The organism is Mycobacterium venezuelense (genome assembly GCF_054919535.1).
Map to the genome: position 1 here is coordinate 62,045 of NZ_JBONDW010000025.1, position 20,143 is coordinate 82,187.

Annotated in this window: 24 protein-coding genes and 3 tRNA genes; 16 read left to right on the forward strand and 11 right to left on the reverse strand. The window is 65.8% G+C overall.

The genetic code is table 11. The annotated features are described in order from the left end of the window. The first annotated feature begins 146 nt into the window (after nucleotides 1-146). The 3 genes from ACRCUN_RS30105 to ACRCUN_RS30115 all read left to right on the forward strand — a co-directional run bounded on the left by ACRCUN_RS30105 (nucleotide 147) and on the right by ACRCUN_RS30115 (nucleotide 1,266). Entirely contained in the window at nucleotides 147-500 is a 354-nt protein-coding gene (locus ACRCUN_RS30105; RefSeq protein ID WP_462145281.1) for a Fe-S protein, read from the forward strand. A 270-nt stretch (nucleotides 501-770) separates the two neighbouring features. Then, on the forward strand, nucleotides 771-1,025 hold the full coding sequence (locus ACRCUN_RS30110; RefSeq protein ID WP_462145282.1) for a hypothetical protein: 255 nt from the start codon (nucleotides 771-773) through the stop codon (nucleotides 1,023-1,025). Nucleotides 1,026-1,092: 67 nt separating this feature from the next. Beyond that, the gene (locus ACRCUN_RS30115; RefSeq protein ID WP_462145283.1) at nucleotides 1,093-1,266 is read left to right on the forward strand and encodes a CsbD family protein; all 174 of its coding nucleotides are present in this window, start codon (nucleotides 1,093-1,095) and stop codon (nucleotides 1,264-1,266) included. Nucleotides 1,267-1,392: 126 nt separating this feature from the next. On the opposite strand, the gene ACRCUN_RS30120 is transcribed toward ACRCUN_RS30115, so the two are convergent. After that, on the reverse strand, nucleotides 1,393-1,683 hold the full coding sequence (locus ACRCUN_RS30120; protein WP_462145284.1) for a hypothetical protein: 291 nt from the start codon (nucleotides 1,681-1,683) through the stop codon (nucleotides 1,393-1,395). Between the two features lie 462 nt (nucleotides 1,684-2,145). Between ACRCUN_RS30120 and ACRCUN_RS30125 the strand changes: the two genes are divergently transcribed. Then, the gene (locus tag ACRCUN_RS30125; RefSeq protein WP_462145285.1) at nucleotides 2,146-2,724 is read left to right on the forward strand and encodes an LppU/SCO3897 family protein; all 579 of its coding nucleotides are present in this window, start codon (nucleotides 2,146-2,148) and stop codon (nucleotides 2,722-2,724) included. A gap of 44 nt (nucleotides 2,725-2,768) precedes the next feature. On the opposite strand, the gene ACRCUN_RS30130 is transcribed toward ACRCUN_RS30125, so the two are convergent. Further along, nucleotides 2,769-2,841: transfer RNA gene (locus ACRCUN_RS30130), tRNA-Arg, on the reverse strand. A 36-nt stretch (nucleotides 2,842-2,877) separates the two neighbouring features. After that, nucleotides 2,878-2,968, reverse strand: a tRNA-Ser gene (locus tag ACRCUN_RS30135). Between the two features lie 88 nt (nucleotides 2,969-3,056). Here ACRCUN_RS30135 and hisC point away from each other — a divergent pair. Further along, the gene (gene hisC / locus ACRCUN_RS30140; protein ID WP_462145286.1) at nucleotides 3,057-4,103 is read left to right on the forward strand and encodes a histidinol-phosphate transaminase; all 1,047 of its coding nucleotides are present in this window, start codon (nucleotides 3,057-3,059) and stop codon (nucleotides 4,101-4,103) included. Nucleotides 4,104-4,123: 20 nt separating this feature from the next. Next, nucleotides 4,124-4,585, forward strand: coding sequence for a DUF4334 domain-containing protein (locus ACRCUN_RS30145; RefSeq protein ID WP_462145287.1), 462 nt, complete (start codon nucleotides 4,124-4,126; stop codon nucleotides 4,583-4,585). On the opposite strand, the gene ACRCUN_RS30150 is transcribed toward ACRCUN_RS30145, so the two are convergent. Continuing rightward, nucleotides 4,582-5,121 carry a TIGR03086 family metal-binding protein gene (locus ACRCUN_RS30150; protein ID WP_462145288.1) on the reverse strand — a complete coding sequence of 180 codons (540 nt, stop codon included), beginning with the start codon at nucleotides 5,119-5,121 and terminating at the stop codon, nucleotides 4,582-4,584. The genes ACRCUN_RS30145 and ACRCUN_RS30150 overlap by 4 nt on opposite strands. Nucleotides 5,122-5,140: 19 nt before the next feature. Between ACRCUN_RS30150 and ACRCUN_RS30155 the strand changes: the two genes are divergently transcribed. Next, nucleotides 5,141-5,956, forward strand: a complete 816-nt coding sequence (locus ACRCUN_RS30155; RefSeq protein WP_462145289.1) for a crotonase/enoyl-CoA hydratase family protein — start codon at nucleotides 5,141-5,143, stop codon at nucleotides 5,954-5,956. Here ACRCUN_RS30155 and ACRCUN_RS30160 read toward each other — a convergent pair. Together ACRCUN_RS30160 and ACRCUN_RS30165 are read right to left on the reverse strand one after the other, a co-directional pair. Continuing rightward, nucleotides 5,943-6,851 carry an NAD-dependent epimerase/dehydratase family protein gene (locus tag ACRCUN_RS30160; protein WP_462145290.1) on the reverse strand — a complete coding sequence of 303 codons (909 nt, stop codon included), beginning with the start codon at nucleotides 6,849-6,851 and terminating at the stop codon, nucleotides 5,943-5,945. The two genes, ACRCUN_RS30155 and ACRCUN_RS30160, sit on opposite strands and share 14 nt — an antisense overlap. Then, a complete protein-coding gene (locus ACRCUN_RS30165; RefSeq protein WP_462145291.1) occupies nucleotides 6,852-7,268 on the reverse strand; it encodes a hypothetical protein in 417 nt (138 codons plus the stop codon). A gap of 46 nt (nucleotides 7,269-7,314) precedes the next feature. On the opposite strand from ACRCUN_RS30165, the gene pdxR reads away from it, so the two are divergent. The 3 genes from pdxR (at nucleotide 7,315) to ACRCUN_RS30180 (ending at nucleotide 10,712) form a co-directional block, all read left to right on the forward strand. Continuing rightward, on the forward strand, nucleotides 7,315-8,703 hold the full coding sequence (gene pdxR / locus ACRCUN_RS30170; RefSeq protein ID WP_462145292.1) for a MocR-like pyridoxine biosynthesis transcription factor PdxR: 1,389 nt from the start codon (nucleotides 7,315-7,317) through the stop codon (nucleotides 8,701-8,703). Between the two features lie 153 nt (nucleotides 8,704-8,856). Next, on the forward strand, nucleotides 8,857-9,558 hold the full coding sequence (locus tag ACRCUN_RS30175; protein ID WP_462145293.1) for a cutinase family protein: 702 nt from the start codon (nucleotides 8,857-8,859) through the stop codon (nucleotides 9,556-9,558). Nucleotides 9,559-9,569: 11 nt separating this feature from the next. Beyond that, nucleotides 9,570-10,712: a hypothetical protein gene (locus tag ACRCUN_RS30180; RefSeq protein ID WP_462145294.1), complete on the forward strand. Its 1,143-nt coding sequence runs from the start codon at nucleotides 9,570-9,572 to the stop codon at nucleotides 10,710-10,712. Nucleotides 10,713-11,088: 376 nt separating this feature from the next. Here the strand turns inward: ACRCUN_RS30180 and ACRCUN_RS30185 are convergent. Continuing rightward, nucleotides 11,089-11,178: transfer RNA gene (locus tag ACRCUN_RS30185), tRNA-Ser, on the reverse strand. A gap of 19 nt (nucleotides 11,179-11,197) precedes the next feature. Beyond that, nucleotides 11,198-11,710, reverse strand: coding sequence for a MarR family winged helix-turn-helix transcriptional regulator (locus ACRCUN_RS30190; protein ID WP_067851500.1), 513 nt, complete (start codon nucleotides 11,708-11,710; stop codon nucleotides 11,198-11,200). Nucleotides 11,711-11,777: 67 nt separating this feature from the next. Here ACRCUN_RS30190 and ACRCUN_RS30195 point away from each other — a divergent pair, with 67 nt between their 5' ends. After that, nucleotides 11,778-12,746 carry an NAD(P)H-quinone oxidoreductase gene (locus ACRCUN_RS30195; RefSeq protein WP_462145295.1) on the forward strand — a complete coding sequence of 323 codons (969 nt, stop codon included), beginning with the start codon at nucleotides 11,778-11,780 and terminating at the stop codon, nucleotides 12,744-12,746. Here ACRCUN_RS30195 and ACRCUN_RS30200 read toward each other — a convergent pair. After that, nucleotides 12,743-13,939 carry a cysteine desulfurase-like protein gene (locus ACRCUN_RS30200; protein ID WP_462145296.1) on the reverse strand — a complete coding sequence of 399 codons (1,197 nt, stop codon included), beginning with the start codon at nucleotides 13,937-13,939 and terminating at the stop codon, nucleotides 12,743-12,745. The genes ACRCUN_RS30195 and ACRCUN_RS30200 overlap by 4 nt on opposite strands. A 124-nt stretch (nucleotides 13,940-14,063) precedes the next feature. Here ACRCUN_RS30200 and ACRCUN_RS30205 point away from each other — a divergent pair, with 124 nt between their 5' ends. From ACRCUN_RS30205 to wzm, 5 genes are read left to right on the forward strand one after another with little or no spacing between them, the layout of a single operon-like run. After that, nucleotides 14,064-16,028: a DUF6541 family protein gene (locus ACRCUN_RS30205; RefSeq protein WP_462145297.1), complete on the forward strand. Its 1,965-nt coding sequence runs from the start codon at nucleotides 14,064-14,066 to the stop codon at nucleotides 16,026-16,028. A gap of 10 nt (nucleotides 16,029-16,038) precedes the next feature. Continuing rightward, nucleotides 16,039-16,560, forward strand: coding sequence for a bacterial proteasome activator family protein (locus tag ACRCUN_RS30210; protein WP_462145298.1), 522 nt, complete (start codon nucleotides 16,039-16,041; stop codon nucleotides 16,558-16,560). Nucleotides 16,561-16,567: 7 nt separating this feature from the next. Then, a complete protein-coding gene (gene wzt / locus ACRCUN_RS30215; RefSeq protein WP_462145299.1) occupies nucleotides 16,568-17,362 on the forward strand; it encodes a galactan export ABC transporter ATP-binding subunit Wzt/RfbE in 795 nt (264 codons plus the stop codon). A gap of 34 nt (nucleotides 17,363-17,396) precedes the next feature. Next, nucleotides 17,397-18,311: a galactofuranosyltransferase GlfT1 gene (glfT1, locus tag ACRCUN_RS30220; RefSeq protein WP_462145308.1), complete on the forward strand. Its 915-nt coding sequence runs from the start codon at nucleotides 17,397-17,399 to the stop codon at nucleotides 18,309-18,311. Then, nucleotides 18,308-19,138, forward strand: a complete 831-nt coding sequence (gene wzm, locus ACRCUN_RS30225; RefSeq protein ID WP_462145300.1) for a galactan export ABC transporter permease subunit Wzm/RfbD — start codon at nucleotides 18,308-18,310, stop codon at nucleotides 19,136-19,138. The genes glfT1 and wzm overlap by 4 nt, the downstream gene beginning before the upstream one ends. Here the strand turns inward: wzm and ACRCUN_RS30230 are convergent. Further along, nucleotides 19,126-19,536, reverse strand: coding sequence for a pyridoxamine 5'-phosphate oxidase family protein (locus ACRCUN_RS30230; protein WP_462145301.1), 411 nt, complete (start codon nucleotides 19,534-19,536; stop codon nucleotides 19,126-19,128). The two genes, wzm and ACRCUN_RS30230, sit on opposite strands and share 13 nt — an antisense overlap. Before the next feature lie 24 nt (nucleotides 19,537-19,560). Further along, nucleotides 19,561-20,143, reverse strand: a 583-nt coding sequence (locus tag ACRCUN_RS30235) for an HNH endonuclease (RefSeq protein ID WP_462145302.1), incomplete at its 5' end; no start/stop codon positions are given.

Genomic DNA, 20,143 nt, shown 5'->3' on the forward strand with positions numbered 1-20,143 from the left:
ACATGCTTCACCAGTTATGAGGAACCCTGGAATATGAACTGGTTCAGGTTTACTCTGGGCGAGAGTTGGCGCGTCCCGCTCCTTTCCCTAGCTGAGCGAGGCGCGCTGACCTATGCCTGGTCCGGTGCGCACCCTAGAATCCGCCCATGGACCTACTACGCAACGTAGTTGTTTATCTGCATCTGATCGGTTTCGCCGTGATGGTCGGCGCCTGGGTCGCCGAAGCGGCAGCCCGCCGCTTCCAGATCACCAAGGTCATGGATTACGGGATCACACTGTCGCTGGTGACCGGATTGGCCCTCGCCGCACCGTGGCCGGCAGGCATCGAGCTGAACTATCCCAAGATCGGCGTCAAACTCGTCATCCTGATCGCCCTGGGTGCGGTGCTCGGCATCGGCAGGGTGCGCGAGCGCCGCTCCGGACGGCCGGTGATGCCACTGTTCGTCGCCGCCGGCGTTCTGCCTCTGCTCGCTGCCGGAATCGCGGTCCTGTGGACATGAGCCTGCGCCAATCTTGATCTTGATCCGACCTGTGGCCTGACGTTCACGTAAAGTCGGTTGCACAACGGTATTTGTCGGGGCAGGTACGGGTTGATGGGTCATAGACACGCGATGGCGACCGCCAAGGTCATGCGGACGGCAGCATTCACAGGCTGCGGTTCACCGCACGGTGACGTCCGGGTTCGGGCCCGTTCCAGGCCAACGGGCCTCCCCCGCCAGTCCCATCAAAGATCCGTACAGAGTCCTTGGCGGGGCCGTTACGCCGGCCAGATGCGAACATCGGCAACGGCCGTGACCGGGCGATCGCCGTGGCTGAACGACCGCGTCTCGGTGTTGCTGCGACTCCTCGAAGAACACCACGGCCTCCACGTGCCGTGGGAACTGGCGCGGGTTCAGGTGACGTGCCACATCGACCTGCTGTCGTCTGTCTTGCGGCTCAACCGCCAAGCCGCCCGCAAGCATGTGACCGACGCCGTGCTGTACGAAATCGCCTGCGACATCGCGGCGACCGTCACCTCGGAGTGAAAACGCCGAGCATCGGGTATCCCGCTATTGCCTCAAGTCCGAGTCGACATGCAATAGGGGGCCCACGATGGGCACGAACGACAAGATCAGCAACAAGCTCGACGACGTGGCCGGCAAGGCCAAAGAAGGAGTCGGGCGGGCCACCGGCGACCGCGACACCGAGAACGAAGGCAAGCTCGACCAAGCGAAGTCGAATTTGAAGGACGCCGGCGAGAAAGTGAAAGACGCCTTCAAGAAGTAGCGAGCTCCGCTCAAAAGTCGATGAGCGCAAGGATATAGAGCACCGCAACGGATGCGGGATCGAGCACGGCCAGCTCGTCACCGTCACCGTTGACGAGAGTTGCCGTCGGCGGCCACGCTGACCAAATCAGCTACGTACGTTGGGGTCACCGAGTCGCGCGCGTTCGTCGCGCGCAACATGGCGCACCGCGTGATAGCGCGCGACATCGCGGGCCAGTCTTTCGGCATCGAGACGCATGGCTTCTTCGTCGAGCAGGTGGCGGTCCTCATCGACATGGCGATGCTCGCCTTCGGCCAAGTACGGCAGTAGCGCTTCGCTCGTCGAATAGCCGCTCAGCACGTCTGGAAACGCGACCACCTGGCCGGCCGGGAGGAACGGGCCGGTCTCGAATGCGTCGCCAACTCCTTCACGCTGCACGGCCGTCCCTTCTCGCCCGCATCTCGAACGTATTCGCCGCGGTGTCGGCGAACCCCTCCACCGCCGACACCGCAGCGTCCGCACCCGCGCCAGTGGACCGATCAGGCGCAAGCCGTCGAGCAGATCCGCCTAGCTGAACACTTTGCTATATGACGTCTCTTAGTTTCCTGAAGACGTCGGATCGTCCGGCTCACATCCCCCGCCTTCCCCCGATAAGCAAATCTCCCAACCGACGCGCAATGCGTGCCGGTACCGTAAGTACCGCGATGCACATCTGTCAACATGACCACTGATTACTGTCAATCAGCCTGCGCTGATCGCGGATCTCGAAGCCATCGCGCAATGGCACACTCTGGTGATTCAGCTATCGCTGGAAGGACCAAATGCGGCCGCCGCGCGCCAGAACATCGATGTAGCTATGATCCTTCTCTCACGTAACTGAGAATCACAGGGGGTTCGCTCATGACCACAAACCAGACACCGGCGCCGGCCAAGCAACGGTGGTGGCGCAGCAAAAAGGTCCGCATCGCGCTGGTGGTCATCGGCACCGCGCTTGTGCTCTTCGCCAAGTTCGGCCTCGCCGAGAAACGCGAGGAACGCCGCGCCGCGTCGGAGGCCAAACAGGAGATCACCAGCTTCTCGGTCGGGGACTGCGTGACCATCAGTCCCGGAAAGCCCGAAACCGGGACCGATATCCAGCGCAGCCCGTGCAGCACCGACCCGAGCTACACCGTGGGCGCCGTGATGGAAACCGACCAGCCGTGTGCCAACACGAACTACATCGGTTACACGTGGAGCGTCGGCGACACCGACACTGTCGGCCGGCTGTGCCTCGTCGAGAACCTGACTGTCGGCCACTGCTACCACCCGCAGCCGGGCACCGACCTACTCGAACAACTCGACTGCGCCACGACCGACGACAAGGCCTACAAAGTCGTCCAGAAGCTCGACAGCGACGACGCGCAGGCGTGCCCGCCCGACACCAGTGCCTACAACTATCCGCTGCCGCCACGCACCTACTGCCTGGGCAGCACGCACTGAAACAAAACGAGGCGCGGTCGGTGACCGCGCCTCGTTTTCGTGTGCGCGCCCGAAGGGATTCGAACCCCTAACCTTCTGATCCGTAGTCAGATGCTCTATCCGTTGAGCTACGGGCGCAGTGCATATTCAGTTGTTCGGTTGACGGGTCAACCGTGGCGGAGGCGAGAGGATTTGAACCTCCGGTCCCCGGTAGGGGGACAACTCATTAGCAGTGAGTCCCATTCGGCCGCTCTGGCACGCCTCCTTTGAACTTCTGTGAGGGTACCGGACTCCGTCCTGGTGCCCGAAACCGCCGAGGGCACAGCGTACACAGCCTCCCCTATGCTGGCCAAATGAGTATCCGGTTGCGACCCGAAATGGCAGACCTTCCTGCCTACACACCAGGCAAAACAGTACCGGGCGCAATCAAGATCGCCAGCAATGAAACCGTCCACGGTCCGCTGCCGAGTGTGCGCGATGCGATCGTCAAAGCCACCGATAACATCAACCGCTATCCCGACAACGGATACCAGGACCTGCGCGAACACCTCGCCAAGCACGTCAACTTCGCTCCCGAGAACATCTCCGTGGGCTGCGGATCGGTGAGCTTGTGCCAGCAGTTGATACAAATCACATCGACCGTCGGCGACGAAGTGCTGTTCGCGTGGCGCAGTTTCGAGATCTATCCGCTGCAGGTGCGCACGGCCGGTGCGACCGGCGTCCAGGTCGCGTTGCGTGACCATACTCACGATCTCGACGCGATGCTCGCGGCGATCACCGACCGCACCCGGCTGATCTTCGTCTGCAATCCGAACAACCCGACCAGCACCGTGGTGGACCCCGACGCGCTGGCGCGGTTCGTGGCCGCGGTGCCGCCGCACATCCTGATCGTGCTCGACGAGGCGTACGTCGAATACATCCGCGACGGCATGGCGCCGGACAGCTTCGGGCTGGTGCGGGCACATCGCAACGTCGTCGTTCTGCGCACGTTCTCGAAGGCTTACGGGCTGGCCGGCCTGCGCGTCGGCTATGCCGTCGCCGATCCGGACATCGTCACCGCCCTGGGCAAGGTGTACGTGCCGTTCAGCGCGACCAGCATCTCGCAGGCCGCGGCCATCGCCTGTCTCGATGCCGCCGACGAACTCCTCGCCCGTACCGACGCGGTGGTGGCCGAACGCACCCGGGTCAGCGCCGCGCTGCGCGAGGCCGGGTACGAGCTGCCGCCCTCGCAGGCCAATTTCGTGTGGCTGCCGCTGGCCGAACGCACGCTGGACTTCGTGGCGAGGGCCGCCGACAACCGCATCGTGGTGCGACCGTACGGTGAGGACGGCGTGCGCGTCACGATCGGTGCCCCGCACGAGAACGACGCCTTCCTGGAATTCGCACAGCGCTGGATCTAGCCCCGCCGAGGAGAAGACACATGGCCGACGCACGCGCCACGTTCGACGATTTCACCAAGCGGGAGGGCCAGATCCCCGACGCCGAACTCGACGCGCTCTGGGCCGTTCTGAGGCCCGTGAGCATCGATTTCATGATCGGTGAGTGGCGGGGCGGCGAGTTCCAGACCGGGCACAGGGCCAACGGATTCATGAAGCGGCTCAACTGGTTCGGCAAGACCTTCAACTCGCAGTCCGACGCCAAGCCGCTTGTGTGCCTCGACGCGGACGGCAACAAGTTCTCCAACACCGAAGCGATGAATGGCGAAGCCAGCCTGTGGCTCGAGGAGTTCCGCGGCGAGGTGACGGCGACCATGGTTTATGACGGCCGTCCGGTGCACGACCACTTCAAGAAGGTCGACGACAACACCGTCATGGGCATCATGAACGGCAAGGGCGCCGTGGTTGACGGGCGCTACCTGTACTTCTACCTGCAGCGCGTCTAAGGCCTGCGGCCGGTGAACGCCAACAGCCGGTCGAGCGCCGACGCGTCGTCGGGTACGTCGGCCGGATCGTCGAACCCGGCACGCACGCGTCCTTCCGGCGTGATGATCGCCCGCGCCCATTCGAGCACACGCTCGGACTGCTCGTCGGATGCGCGCACCGTCTGGCCGGTCGCTGCCGCGTAATCCCAGGCGTGCACCAGGAATTCCAGCGACAGGATGCGGGCCATCATCGCCGCGGGCGCCTCGCCCGGCCCGAACGGCACCATGCCGTCGAGGCCACGCTGCCGCCACGCCGCGACGGCGGGCCGCGCGGCGCCGACGACTTGATCGGCCACCGATGCGTCACGGTCCCGCTCGGGGATCTGCGCACCGGCCGCGGTGCCGATCAAGGTGATCGAGTTCAGTAGATGGTCCGTCAACGAAGCCACGTCGAATTCGCGGCACGGTGTTTGGTTACCGAGGTCGTCGTCACCGATGCCCCGTAGTACCTGCTGCAGCACATCGAGCGTCGACTCGGCGCGTTCGAGTTCGTCCATGCTGAGTAGTGTCGCCTGCATGGCTGACACGTACGAGTCCGTTACCGTCGAAATCTCCGATCACATCGCGCAGGTGACGCTCATCGGACCCGGCAAGGGCAATGCGATGGGCCCAGCGTTCTGGGCCGAGATGCCCGACGTGTTCGGCACGCTGGACGCCGATCCCGAGGTGCGCGCGATCGTGCTGACGGGATCCGGGAAGAACTTCAGCTACGGCCTCGACCTGCCCGCGATGGGCGGTGAGATGCCGGGCCTCGACGCCGGTGCGAAGTCCCGTGCCGAGTTCCACAAGCGCCTGCAGAAGATGCAGGGGGCCATCACCGCGGTCGCCGACTGCCGCACCCCGACCATCGCCTCGATCCACGGCTGGTGCATCGGCGGCGGCGTGGACCTCATCAGCGCGGTGGACATCCGCTATGCCAGTGCCGACGCGAAGTTCTCGGTGCGTGAGGTCAAGCTCGCGATCGTCGCCGACGTCGGCAGCCTCGCCCGGTTGCCGTTGATCCTGACCGACGGACACCTGCGCGAGCTGACCTTGACCGGTAAGGACATCGATGCGGCACGCGCCGAGAAGATCGGTCTTGTCAACGACGTCTACGCCGACGCCGACGCCTCGCTCGCCGCGGCGCGCGCGACTGCCACCGAGATCGCCGCCAACCCGCCGCTGACCGTCGCGGGTGTCAAGGACGTGCTCGATCAGCAGCGCATCGCCCGGGTGTCGGAGAGCCTGCGCTACGTGGCCGCGTGGAACTCGGCGTTCCTGCCGTCGAAGGATCTGGCCGAGGCGGTCACCGCGATGTTCCAGAAGCGGCCGCCGCAGTTCACCGGGGAATAGGCGTCCAGCCCAGTTCGGCTTTGGCCTTCGCGTTCGACAGCGGAAGCCGGGTCGTCCCGAATGCCGTCGCCGCGTATGGCGCGACGAGACGCACCAGGCGATGCGAGATCGACCACGGTCGTGGCCGGTTCAGCGTCGCGTTGAGTTCGCGGACGTAGTCGCCGAAGGACTGGGGACGGTCGTCGACGATGTTGTAGATCTCGCCGCCGCGGCCCCGCTCGAGCGCGTCGGCGGTCGCACGGGCGACATCCTCGATGTGCACCCATGACACGATGCCGTTGCCGGTCATCGCGGGCAGCAGCCACCATTTCGCCAGCCGGCGGAACATATCGTCGTGTGTGACGCCAGGACCGTAGAAAGCGCCGTAGCGCAACACGATTCCCTCGGTATCACTCTTCTCGCCTGACCCGAGCACGTTGCGTTCCATGCCACGCAACGCGTCGAGTATCTCGGCACCGCCGAGCGGCGGCGGTCCCGGGTTCGGATCGGACTCGTCCATGAGGTCCGGTCCGGTGGACCCGTAGCCATAGGCAAAGATCACCGATTCCGCAACCACTCGGCGCACGCCCGCACGCTGGGCGGCGGCGACCAGATTTCCGGCACCTCGACTCCACAGCTCCTTGGCCGGGTCGAAGTCCTTGATCCGCATGGGGCCCAGCTTGGGCAGCGTGGTCAGCAGGCTGACCACCCCCTCAGGCGTGAATTCGCCTACCACAGCGTCGATCTGGCCGGCGTCGAGCACATCGGCGACCACGGGTTTGGCGCCGGCCGCCGAAATCTGGCCGGTCTTCGCGGGCGAACGGGTCACGCCGATCACCTCGTGGCCGCGCGCAGTCAACTCCCGCAGCAATGGAATTCCCGGAACACTGGTCGCACCGGCCACCAGAACACGCATCTATCGAACCCCCGCTTTCTCATCGGACATGCTGGCGCGCAACGCGATTGCCAGCAGGACTGTGGTGAACACCAAACCGACCGCTTCCAACCAGCCGACCCACCTGCCCGCGGCGTGGCCGGTGTCGACCAGATGACTCACGGCGTGCAGCGCCCAGTGCGCGGTGGCGAATGCCAGCGCGGGCACCCGCCACGTGGGCCGACGCACCGCACCGAGCAGAAGTAGCCCGAGGGGCAGTTCGAAGGACGCGTTGTCGAAAATGTAGTGGTCGTTGCGGACGCCGAACGCGCCGAGCGTGTCGAAGAACGTGCCGGGGGCGACGAGCATGAACAACCCGAGCAGCGCCGAGTAGATCCCGAACACGATCAGCACCACTTCGGCGTAGCGCGAACGCGTCCCTGTCGCCGTGGTGGACATGCCTTCACGCTAGACCGCCGGTGGACTCCGGGTAGGCTCCAATTTCATGGTGATTTCGGGTACCACTTCGGGTCCCGAAGTGCTTGTCGAACTCGACCGGAGCAGCAAGACCCCGCTGCACCGCCAACTCGCCGACGGGCTGCGCGACGCCATTCGCGCGGGCCGGCTGACACCAGGTGCGCGGATGCCGTCAACGCGTGTGCTGGCCACCGACCTCGGAGTGTCGCGCCGCCTCGTGGTCGAGGCATACGGGCAGCTCACCGCAGAGGGTTTCCTGCACGGCACACAGGGCGCAGGTACACGGGTGGCCGCGGTGGCCGCAGCACCGGAATCGTCGCGGCCCCAGTCCGACGTCGCGCACCGTTTCGCCCTCGACTTCGCGCCCGGCTCACCGGATCTCACCAGCTTTCCCCGGCAAGCATGGCTTCGGGCATTACGCCAGGGTCTGGCCGAGATCGAGTCCAGCGCATTCGGTTACGTGACACCCCACGGACTGTCCGCCGCTCGAGCCGCGGTGGCCGACTACCTGCGACGCACCCGGGGTGTCGTTGCCGACCCGCGCCACATCGTCCTGTGCTCGGGAGCGAGCCAGGCCGTCGCGCTGCTCGCCCGATGCGTGCAGATGCCGATGGCGATGGAAGAACCCGGCTTCTGGCTACATCGAAAGATACTGCAACACAACGGTATCGATCCTATTCCGATCCCGATTGACGCCGACGGACTCGACGTCGCGGCTCTGGATGGCGGCAACGCCGCCACGGTGCTGACCACGCCGGCACATCAGTCACCGACCGGCGTCGTGCTGTCAGCGGCGCGCCGGACCGCACTACTGGAGTGGGCGCAGGATGGCCGACTGATCATCGAGGACGACTACGACGCCGAATACCGTTACGACCGCGCACCGGTGGGTGCGTTGCAGGGCGTCGCGCCCGACCGCGTGGTGTACCTCGGCTCGACGAGCAAGACCCTCGCACCTGGTCTGCGGATCGGCTGGATGGTGCTGCCCGATCAGCTCGTCGCGCCGGTCCGGGCCGCCAAAGCCCTTGCCGATACCGGAAGTTCGGTGATGGACCAGATTGCGTTCAGCCAGATGCTGAGTTCCGGTGCCTACGACCGCCATCTGCGTCAGATGCGGCGGCGCTACGTCAGCCGTCGCAACACCTTGCTCCAGGCACTGTCGGCGCACCTGCCCCAGGCAACGGTGCTGGGCGCGGCGGCGGGAGTTCACCTCACCGTGCAGTTCCCTGCCGGCTTCCCGATCGACGCGATGGTCCGCCGAATCACCGACCTGCGCGTGCGGGTCGAACCGCTCGCGCCGTGTTACTCCGATCCGGCCACCGCGCCTCCGGGCCTGATCCTCGGGTATGCGAACCTCACGGAATCGCAGATCGTCTCCGGAGTGCAGATGTTGGCGCGGGCCGCGGCCCGACTGTGAACTAAACCACACAATCGAACCGTTTCGATTGGTGCGATCGCGGCAACAGATGCCTACGGTTAGAAGTGCTAGAGAATTCCGATGTCGGCGCTCGCGCAGAGTTGCAGTCGGGTCAGCCGATTGGATCGGAACTACCGGACCAAGGGGTCGACAATGAGCTCAAGCTCAGGTCTGCCGCGGCTGGCTGTCGCGGTAGCGACGGGGGTTTTGACTGTGGCGTTGGCGTTCGTGTCGTTGATCGCCGCTCCCTTGGCCGGGGCTGCGCCGCCCTGCCCCGATGTGCAGGTGGTCTTCGCACGCGGCACGTTCGAACCGCCAGGCGTCGGTGTCACCGGGCAGGCGTTCGCCGATGCGCTGCGCGGAAAACTCGGTGACAAGTCGATGGACGTGTACGCGGTGAACTACCCGGCGTCCCTGGACTTTCCGAGGGCCGCCGACGGAGTCATCGACGCCAGTAACAAAGTTCGCGACATCGCGGCCAACTGCCCCAACACCAAGACGGTGCTCGGCGGCTACTCGCAGGGCGCCGCGGTCGCCGCGTACATCACCGCGGATGCCGTCCCAGCGAACTTCGTGCTGCCCCCTGGAATCACGGGCCCGATGCCGCCGGACGTCGCCGACAGCGTGGCCGCGGTGACGCTGTTCGGCAAGCCGTCGACCGGGTTCATGAACATCGTCCAATCCACCGCCCCGCCGATCAACATCGGTCACCTTTACGCGGACAAGACCATCGACCTGTGCATCGACACCGATCCGGTGTGCTCACCGAGCGGTGGCGACGCGGGCACGCACAACCTCTACGCGACGAACGGGATGGTGGACGAAGCCGCGTCCTATGTCGCGCAGCGCGTGTAAGCGCGTACTCGATGCCGCGGTCATCGGCCCGTCAGGCGTGGGCTGACGCGTTCCGCCCGGCGTGCCGTGCCCGCGGTATGCGCTTCGTCAGCGAGGAAGGATTTCTGCTCGACGACGTCTACCTGACCTCCATCAGCACGCAGGTTTTTCACGAGGGCTCCGAGGCGCTCCGGATCACGTGGGGTGTCACCATCAAACCGCTGGCCGTCGACGAGGTTCTTTGGGCTGCGTTCCTTCCCGACGTGAATATGGGCCCGAAGATGCGGATCAACCGACGCATCAACGGAGCCTTCACGATTCAGCCCCTACGCCTGAGCCGGGCTTCACGCGACGTCGCGGCCACCGACCAGCCCGACTGGGATCCGGTGCTCGATGACTTCGAACGTATCCGCGCTGACTTCATCGCCGCGCATCCCACCGCCGCCGATTTCGTGTCGGCGCTGCGTCGTGCCGACGACGGCATCGCCCCGTCCAGGGGGCTCACGCGCCTCGTCACTGCCCTGATCGCCGCCGGCGACAACACCGAAGCCGCGAACATCGCCGACGAGGCAATCGCGCGCGGTGAGCGCGGATCCATGTCCTCGACTGTCGATGTGCTGAAGTATCTCTCGGCGTATGCCAAAGGCCCGGAAGCGTATTCGGCATTCACAGCCACCCTGGCGCCGACCCACGACTACCAGGTTCTGCACGAGTCTGATCGCGATATTTCGGTGGGCCTGAGCCGCGAGCATCATCGAGGCATGATGCGTCGCGATCTCGAGAGCATGAACGGCGCGGATCCGTGGGCGGTCGTGTTGAGTGCCCGCGCACCGCTCGGAGCGCCTGAAGATTTCACGACGTCGCGCTACCTGCAGGCCGCGGGTACCGCCGAGGCGATGGTGGTCGAACTGTGCATGCCGGGCGGGGCGGATATCGGCGCCGTCTCGGTGCGCTCTGTCGTCGGTCACCCGAGCGCCGGCCGCGCCGAGCGTGATGTCGAGATCATCCTTCCGCGCAGCATCGAGCGAATCAGCCGGGATGAAGTGTTCACTGCCGACCAAGCGGCCGGTCTCTTCGAAACCTTTTACCGCACAGACACTATCGGTGAGGACTACGTCCTGCGGCCGGTCGAGGGCTACACCGCCGACGGCGGTCACGTCTACCCCGAGACGTGATGCCCGCTCAGCGTTCCCCGCAGCGCGGTGAGCCGCGCGTAGCCATCGAATTCCGCGGTAGCCGAGTAGTAGCACAGCGAGGGTGCCACCGCCGGCGGCGACGATGTAAGTCAGCCCGCCTTCTGTCACCGAAGCCACCACCGCGCCCACCTCTAGCGCCGCGTACTCAGCCGCGATATCCGGATCGTCACCGCCGGGGAAGGGCACCTCGTCGTTCAGCAAGCTCGGCAGTCCATCGGCGCGTCCGCGCTCGAGAATCATCTGAGCGCCCGCGCGGCCGCCGTTGGGCATAGGTGTCGCCAACGCTCCAGTGATGGCGACACCTATTGACACAAGTGTCGCCATGGACCTTGCAGCTCTCGCTACCGGTGGTTGTTGGCGGTGGCGGAGGGATTTGAACCCCCGGACGGTGTTAGCCGTCTCTCGCTTTCAAGGCGAGTGCATTAGGCCGCTCTGCCACGCCACCGTCGACAAGAGTACGGCCTTCACACCCGGCCGATCTTGGCGGGCGGCGCTCCGTTCTTCAGCGCGGCGCTGATGCGGCGGCAATTCTCGCCCATCGCGGCCATCTGTGGTCGGGAAAGCCGACCGAGGAAGTGTGCGCGTACGCCCTGTCCGTAGGTCACCATCGCCTCACGGACGGCGGTCCGACCGTCGTCGGTGATCGTGGCGATCACGCCGCGGCCGTCGTCGGGACTGGCACACCTGGTCACCAGGTTCTGGACTTCGAGCCGACGGATCTGCCGAGTGACCCGGCTGGGCAACGACATCAACCGTTCGGCGAGATCCCCCATCCGCGCCGAGCCGGTCGGTGACTTGTCCAGAATGTCGAGCAGACGCACATCGTTCAGCGTCAAGTGATGCGCATCGACAAGCGAGCGATTCAACGTCGCATACAAGCGCAGGGCCGAGTCGAGGTAGTTCTGCCACGACCTCTGCTCGGCGATATCGAGACCCGGCATGTCACCAGCCGTGCGCCCCGCGATCATCCCCTCCATGGGCGCAATCGTAAGGGACGTCAGTATTGCTGCGCGGCCGAAATTGCAGGGTTGTAGCGTTGATTTAATGCATGCAATCGCCGCCGCCGCGGACGGTCAACTGACCTGGGAAAACGTCGCCGATATCACGGCAGCAAATTCTGAAATCCTGATCAAGGTTCACACCGCGGGTGTCAACCGCGCGGACTTGCTACAGGCCGCGGGTAACTATCCACCCCCGGCGGGCGCCAGTGACATCATCGGCCTGGAGGTTTCCGGCACGATCGCGGCACTTGGCGCGGGTGTCACCGGATGGTCGATCGGGCAACCCGTATGCGCATTGCTGGCCGGGGGCGGCTATGCCGAGTATGTTTCGGTGCCCGCGGCCCAGGTGCTTCCGGTGCCCGAGGGCGTCAGTCTTCGCGATGCTGCCGGCTTGCCGGAAGTTTCGTGCACCGTCTGGTCGAACCTCGTGATGACGGCCGGGCTGTCCGCGGACCATCTCGTCCTGTTGCACGGCGGCGCGAGCGGCATCGGCACCCACGCCATCCAGGTCGTCCGCGCGATCGGCGCGCGGGTCGCCGTCACCGCCGGCTCCGCCGACAAACTTGAGCTGTGCCGTGAACTGGGCGCCGAGATCACGATCAACTACCGAGACGAGGATTTCGTCGAACGGCTGCGGTCCGAGAACGGCGCGGACGTGATCCTCGACATCATGGGCGCGGCGTACCTGGATCGGAACGTCGACGCACTCGCGTTCGGTGGTCGGCTCGTCATCATCGGCATGCAGGGCGGCGTGAAGTCCGAACTCAACATCGGCAAGCTGCTGGCCAAGCGCGCGGGCGTCATCGCGACCTCGTTGCGCCCCCGGCCCGTCGACGGTCCCGGCGGTAAAGGCGAGATCGTCGCGGCGGTGCGCGACAACGTCTGGCCGCTGATCGCCGAGGGCCGCGTCAAGCCGATCATCGGCGCGGAACTGCCGATCGAGCAGGCTCAGCGAGCCCACGAAATGCTCGCCTCCGGCGAGGTGTCGGGCAAGATCCTGCTGACGGTCTAACCGAGCGACGCGAGGGCGCGCACGAGCTGGTCGACCTCGGCCGTGGTCGAGTAATGCGAGAGCCCGACGGTCACCGCGCCGCCGATGTCGTTGACGCCGATCACGTCGAGCACCCTGGAGCTGGCGTTGGAGATCGCCAGGATCCCGTTGTCGGCCAGGCGCTGCACCACGCGCTCGGCAGGCACGTCGCGCACCGCGAAGCTCAGCACGGGAATCCGGGTCTCCGGGTTTCCGATCACCATCACCAAGGGCAACGACCGCAGTGACGTGAGCAGGTATTCGAACAGCCGGCCCATGTATGCCGCGGCCGATTGCATTGAGACAGCGAGCCTTTCGCGCCGGGTTCCGTTCGCGGACTCGTCGAGGTTCGACAGGTACTCGATGCTCGCGACAACGCCGCCGAGCAGGCCGAACGGGTGTACGCCCATCTCAAGGCGCGCGGGGCCGGTGGCGTAGGGGTTCAGTGACACCGAGCCGAACGAATCGATGAGCGATGGATCACGGAACACCAGGGCACCGATCGGCGGACCACCCCACAGCACCGCGTTGAGCGCGACGACGTCGGCATCGATGTCGTCGAGATCGAGCAGTCGATAGGGCGCGGCTGCGGAATGATCGACCACCACCAGGCCACCGACCTCATGGGTCAGTTTGGTCACCTCGCGCAGATCGGTGACGGTACCGAGGGTCGATGATGCCGACGCGATGGCCACCAGGCGGGTCGGCTTGTCGATGAGCCCTTCCCACTGCCAGGCCGGCAACTCACCGTTCTCGATGTCGACCTCGGCCCACTTCACCTTGGCGCCATAACGATTCGCGGCGCGCAGCCACGGGGCGATATTCGCCTCGTCGTCCAGCCGCGTCACCACCACCTCGTAGCCGAGGCCGACCCGCGCCGAGGACGCTTCTGCCAGTGAGGTCAGGAGGTGGGCCCGGTCAGCCCCGAGCACCACGCCGCGTGGATCCCCGTTGACCAGATCGGCGACCGCCTGGCGGGCGGCGGTGAGGACGGCGGCACTGCGGCGCGCAGAAGGATGCGGTCCGACCGCGGTCGGCATCGAGCCACGGAATGCGGTCGAGACCGTCGTAGCGACCGAGTCGGGTACCAACATGCCGTTCTGCGCATCGAAATGCACCCATCCATCGCCCAGAGAAGGGTGCAAGCCACGCACCCGGGCGACGTCGTATGCCATGCCAGCCACCTTAGAGCGTCCGCAAATATCACAAACCGACACGATTTGGTGGGCGCCCGACCGCGCGTTTCCGCTACCGAGGCCATGCTCGGACCGGGTCGCCCTGGGCAGCCATACTAGTCCAGTGGGCTTCGGGTTCGGAGTGCTAATCGCACTGTTGTTGCTGGTTATCCCCGGAGCCGTAATCGGACGGGCTGGCGGGCTCACCTTGCCGACCGCTGCCGCAGTGGGCCCGGCCTTGACCTACGGGCTCGTCGCGCTGGCAATCGTTCCATTCGGCGCGCTCGGCGTGCCGTGGAACTTGTGGTCGGCATTGTTTGCTGTGATCGCCATCAGCGGCGTTTCCGCGGCGGTGCGGCGGATGTTTGCCCGCTACCGCGACCGCGACGCCGAGGCACTTGCCGTCTCCCGGGGCCCGGCCCTGGTGGTCATGCTGGGCGTGGCGCTGGGTGCGGTGCTGACCTTCGCGGCGGCCGCGGCAGGCATAGCGCACTGGCAGTCCATTCCCAGCAACTGGGATTCCGTCTGGCACGCCAACACCGTGCGGTTCATTCTCGACACCGGTCAGGCGTCTCCGACGCACATGGGCGAACTTCGCAACGTCGAAACCCACGAGGCGCTCTACTACCCGTCGGCGTTCCATGCCCTCGCCGCGATTTTCAGTCAACTCACAGGAGCCGCGCCGACGACCGCCTACACCGTCAGCTCGGTCACCGCGGCGGTGTGGCTCATCCCCGCCAGCGCCGGCATCCTGACCTGGCACCTGGTGCGCGGCCATGCCTCGCAATGGTGGACCGCGGGTGCGGCTGCGACGGCGGCCGCGTTGTCGGCGTCTTTCACGGCGCTGCCCTACGTCGAGTTCGACACCGCGTCGATGCCCAACATGGCCGCGTACGGCATCGCGGTACCCACCTTCGCGCTGGTCACATCCGCCGTGCGCCACCGTGACCGGATCCCGCTGGCAGTGCTGGCCCTGCTCGGGGTGTTCTCGGTGCACATCACCGGCGGCGTCGTGACGGTTCTGCTGGTCGGTGCGTGGTGGTTGTTCGATGCGCTGTGGCGTCCAGTACGCGGGCGGTTGGCGGACCTCGGCACGCTGCTGATCGTGGGCGCACCGACCGTTGCGCTGCTGCTCCCCCAGTTTCTGGGCGTACTGCAGCAGGCGGAGATCATCGTCGGCCATGAGTTCGTCACGCACGAAGGCAAGAAGCGCGGTTTGATCGACGCCGTCGTGCAGCACACGCGCCACCTCAACGACTTCCCGATCCAGTGGGCACTGATCGTCGCGGCCGCAGGCGGAGCGGTGTACTTGATCGCCAAACGCATCTGGTGGCTTCTCGCGGTATGGGTGCTGCTCGTCGTGTCGATCGTGCACTCGTCGGCACCCTTCGGCGGACCCGTCGGCGCCCTCACCGGACTGTTCAGCGATCTCTTCTACAGCGACCCACGCCGGCTGTCGGCGGTCGTGACCCTCCTGCTGGCCGCGGTCGCCGGTATCGCCGTGTTCACCGCGGTGGCAGCCGCAGTGACGCTGGTCCGGCGGCGGGCCGGGCGCGGGGGTGACGCGACGTGGTTCAGCGTCACCGGCGTCGCCCTGGCAGTGATCTGCATCGTCAGCGCCTGGCACTATTTCCCGCGCCACAAGTTCCTGTTCGGTGAGAAATACGACTCCGTGATCATGGACGCCAAGGATCTGGAGGCGTTCGCATTCCTCGCCGAACTGCCCGACGCGGGCACGACGCTGATCGGCAACGCCAACACCGACGGCACCGCATGGATGTACGCGATCGCCGATCTGCACCCGCTGTGGACCCACTACGACTATCCGGTGCAGCAGGGACCCGGGTATAACCGGTTCATCTTCTGGGCATACGCCGATGACGCCGACACCGACCCGCGGGTTGCTGAAGCGGTACGAGCGCTCAACATCCGCTATGTGATCACCAGCAGCCCGGTGGTCCGCGGGTTCGTCATGCCGGACGGGCTAGTGTCGCTAGATACCTCACGGTCGTGGGAGAAGATCTACGACAACGGCGAGGACCGCATCTACCGCTGGCGCGGGGACGAGCAACCGAACAACGACAAGTGACTGGAAGGCCATGACCATCAATCCGGACGACGACAACATCGAGATCCTTACCGGCGCTGCCGGCGACACCGACGCCGACGCGGACGCTGACGGCAAGTCGCTCACCGACCTCGTCGAACAGCCGGCGAAGGTCATGCGCATCGGAACGATGATCAAGCAGCTCCTCGAGGAGGTGCGCGCGGCTCCGCTCGACGACGCGAGCCGCAACCGGCTGCGGGAGATCCACCGGACCAGCATCAGCGAGCTCGAGGACGGCCTGGCACCCGAGCTCCGCGAAGAGCTGGAGCGTCTGACGCTGCCGTTCACCGACGACAACACTCCGTCCGACGCCGAGCTGCGTATCGCGCAAGCCCAGCTGGTCGGGTGGCTCGAGGGCTTGTTCCACGGCATCCAGACGGCGCTGTTCGCCCAGCAGATGGCGGCCCGCGCGCAGCTGGAGCAGATGCGCCAGGGAGCGCTCCCGCCGGGACTGCAGGTCCCGGGTGGCCAGCGCGGTGGCCCGTCGCACCCTGGCACCGGGCAGTACCTGTAGGTCGCCGGTGTCTGATCCGCACATCTCCACGCGCGATGCGTGGGTGGAGTTCCCGATCTTCGACGCCAAGTCGCGGTCGCTGAAGAAGGCGTTCCTCGGCAAGGCCGGCGGCGCGATCGGGCGCAACGAGTCGAACGTCGTCGTCATCGAGGCGCTGCGCGACATCACGATGTCGCTGGAGATGGGTGACCGCGTCGGGCTCGTCGGGCACAACGGCGCGGGCAAGTCCACGCTGCTGCGGCTGCTGTCGGGCATCTACGAACCGACCCGCGGCTCGGCCACCGTGACCGGCCGCGTGGCACCGGTGTTCGACCTCGGTGTCGGGATGGACCCGGAGATCTCGGGGTTCGAGAACATCATCATCCGCGGCCTGTTCCTCGGGCAGACCCGCAAGCAGATGCTGGCCAAGGTTGACGAGATCGCCGAGTTCACCGAACTCGGCGACTACCTGTCGATGCCGCTGCGCACGTACTCAACCGGCATGCGGGTGCGGTTGGCGATGGGTGTCGTGACCAGCATCGACCCCGAGATCCTCCTGCTCGACGAGGGCATCGGCGCGGTGGACGCGGAGTTCCTCAAGAAGGCGCAGACGCGGTTGCAGGATCTGGTGGAGCGATCCGGAATCCTGGTGTTCGCAAGCCATTCCAACGAATTCCTGGCCCGGTTGTGCAAGACGGCCATGTGGATCGACCACGGCACCATCAAGATGACCGGCGGAATCGAGGACGTGGTCCGCGCCTACGAGGGCGACGACGCCGCGCGGCATGTGCGTGAGGTGCTTGAGGAAACCGCGCGTGGCTGACGAGCGCTTGCGCGAGGAAGCGACAAACCCTGATCTGGTGTGCGCGGTGGTGGTCACCCACCGCCGCCGCGATCTGCTGGCCAAATCGCTGGACGCGGTGGCCGGCCAGGACCGCACCCCGGATCACCTGATCGTCGTCGATAATGACAACGATCCGGCGGTGCGCGAACTGGTGACCGGCCAACCCATCCCGTCCACGTACCTCGGATCCCGCCGAAACCTCGGCGGCGCAGGCGGTTTCGCGTTGGGCATGCTGCACGCGCTGGCATCGGGCGCCGATTGGATCTGGCTTGCCGACGACGACGGCAGGCCAGCCGACGCCACGGTGCTCGGCACTCTACTGGCGTGCGCCGAGCAACACAGCCTGGCCGAGGTGTCACCGATGGTGTGCAACCTCGAAGATCCAGCGCGGCTGGCCTTCCCGCTGCGTCGCGGCCTGGTGTGGCGGCGCATGGTCAACGAGTTGCGAACCGAGGCGAGCGGCGATCTGCTGCCCGGTATCGCGTCGTTGTTCAACGGGGCGCTGTTCCGCGCCGCGACGGTCGAAGCCGTCGGGGTGCCCGACCTCCGCCTGTTCGTGCGCGGCGACGAGGTCGAACTGCACCGCAGGCTGGTCCGCTCCGGACTGCCATTCGGAACCTGTTTGACCGCAAGCTATTTGCATCCGTGCGGCACCGAGGAGTTCAAACCCATCCTCGGCGGGCGCATGCACACGCAGTACCCCGACGACGAAACCAAGCGCTTCTTCACCTACCGCAACCGCGGCTACCTACTGTCGCAGCCAGGCCTGCGCAAGCTCCTGCCGCAGGAGTGGGTGCGGTTCGGCTGGTACTTTCTGGTGTCGCGCCGCGACCCTGCGGGTCTGCGCGAATGGATTCGCCTGCGGCGGTTGGGCAGAAACGAAAGGTTCTTCCGCGACGAGCGAAGCGACGGGAAAGGCAACAAGTGACGTTCACCGACGCCGCGGCGCAGTCCAGGACCTTTGCCCGCGCACGCCGCGACCTGGTCGAAGGGTTCGGCAAACGCGAGCTGTGGCTGCACCTGGGCTGGCAGGACATCAAGCAGCGCTATCGGCGCAGCGTGCTCGGGCCGTTCTGGATCACCATCGCGACCGGCGCCACCGCCGTCGCGATGGGCGTGCTGTACTCGAAGCTGTTCAAGCTGGAACTCGCCGAGCACCTGCCCTATGTGACGCTCGGGCTGATCGTCTGGAACCTGATCAACGCGTCCATCCTCGAGGGCGCCGAGGTGTTCATCGCCAACGAAGGCTTGATCAAACAGTTGCCGACGCCGCTTTCCGTGCACGTATACCGGCTCGTGTGGCGGCAGATGATCCTGTTCGGCCACAACATCATCATCTTCGTGATCATCGCGATCATCTATCCGAAACCGTGGAAGTGGACCGATCTCGCGGTCATACCGGCGCTCGGGCTGATCGTGCTGAATTGCGTGTGGGTGTCGTTGTGCTTCGGCATCCTGGCCACCCGCTACCGCGACATCGGCCCCTTGCTTGCCTCCCTCGTGCAGCTGCTGTTCTTCATGACACCGATCATCTGGAACGAGGCCACGCTGCAACAGCAGGGCGCGGGTTCGTGGGCCAAGATCGTCGAACTCAACCCGCTGCTGCACTACCTCGACATCGTGCGGGCACCGCTATTGGGCGCCGATCAGGAACTGCGCCACTGGCTGGTGGTCCTCACGCTGACCGTCGTCGGCTGGATCCTCGCGGCGTTCGCCATGCGGCAATACCGCGCGCGCGTGCCTTATTGGGTCTGATCCGACCCGAAGGTGAAGTAGCGGCCCGAGATCTCCTGCGGCGTGATCCGCACGAAACGGCGCTTCTCGGTCGCGGTCCACGGCAGCAGCTGAGCCCGCTCGGCCGCGGCGATGTCCTCGGGCGATTCGAGTAGTTCGGCAGTGCCGCGCACGATCACGCTCCAGCCGTTGATGATGTTGTGATCGTCGGCCTCGAACGCCACGCGGTCACTCATCACCGCGGTGATCAGCTTCGTGCCCTCGGCGGTACGGAACAACACCGTGCGGCGTTGCACCACGAAATTGACCGGGAAGATCTCCAGCCGGGTACCGATCGTGGTGACGAACCGCCCGAGCGCGACGCTTGCGAGCAGACGCCAGCTTTCGTCCTCAGAGAGCACCGACACCGGGCTGGCCATGCGCCAACCCTAACTTCGCCGCGGCTAGGCGGCGTGGGGCCTGGCGAATTCGATCGCCAACATGAGTTCGGTTGGGCACTCGAACTCTTCGCGCGCGCCGGGCAGCGGCGGCGCGGTGGAACGGTAGACCGCACCGGTCGGCGTCACGAAATACGCGGTGTGTACCCCGTCTTCATCGAAGGTGTGCACCTTCCACCCCGCCGACTCCTTGGTGTAGTTGCAGCGCTCGCACAACCCTTCACCGTTCGCCGCGCTGGTGGCACCACCGCGGGCGCTGGGCTGGGCGTGATCGGTGTGGCGGATGGGCGCATCGCAGTACGGCGTGCGACATGTGTCGTCACGCAATGCGATGAACTCGGCCAAACCCTTGGGGAACAACCGCGCACGCGACTCCATCGCCACCAACTGCCCGCTTTTGGGATGTCGATACAGCCGCTGCAACGTCGCCTTCGACCGCTCATCACCGACCGCGTCGGCCACCAACTGGCGGGCCACCGCCGCGGGCACCGGACCATAGCCACTGATATGGGCAGGCACCTGCGAACCGCCCAACAACGTCTCGTCGGTGATCACGAGTTTCACCGCGACTGGTTCGGCCACGTCCGCC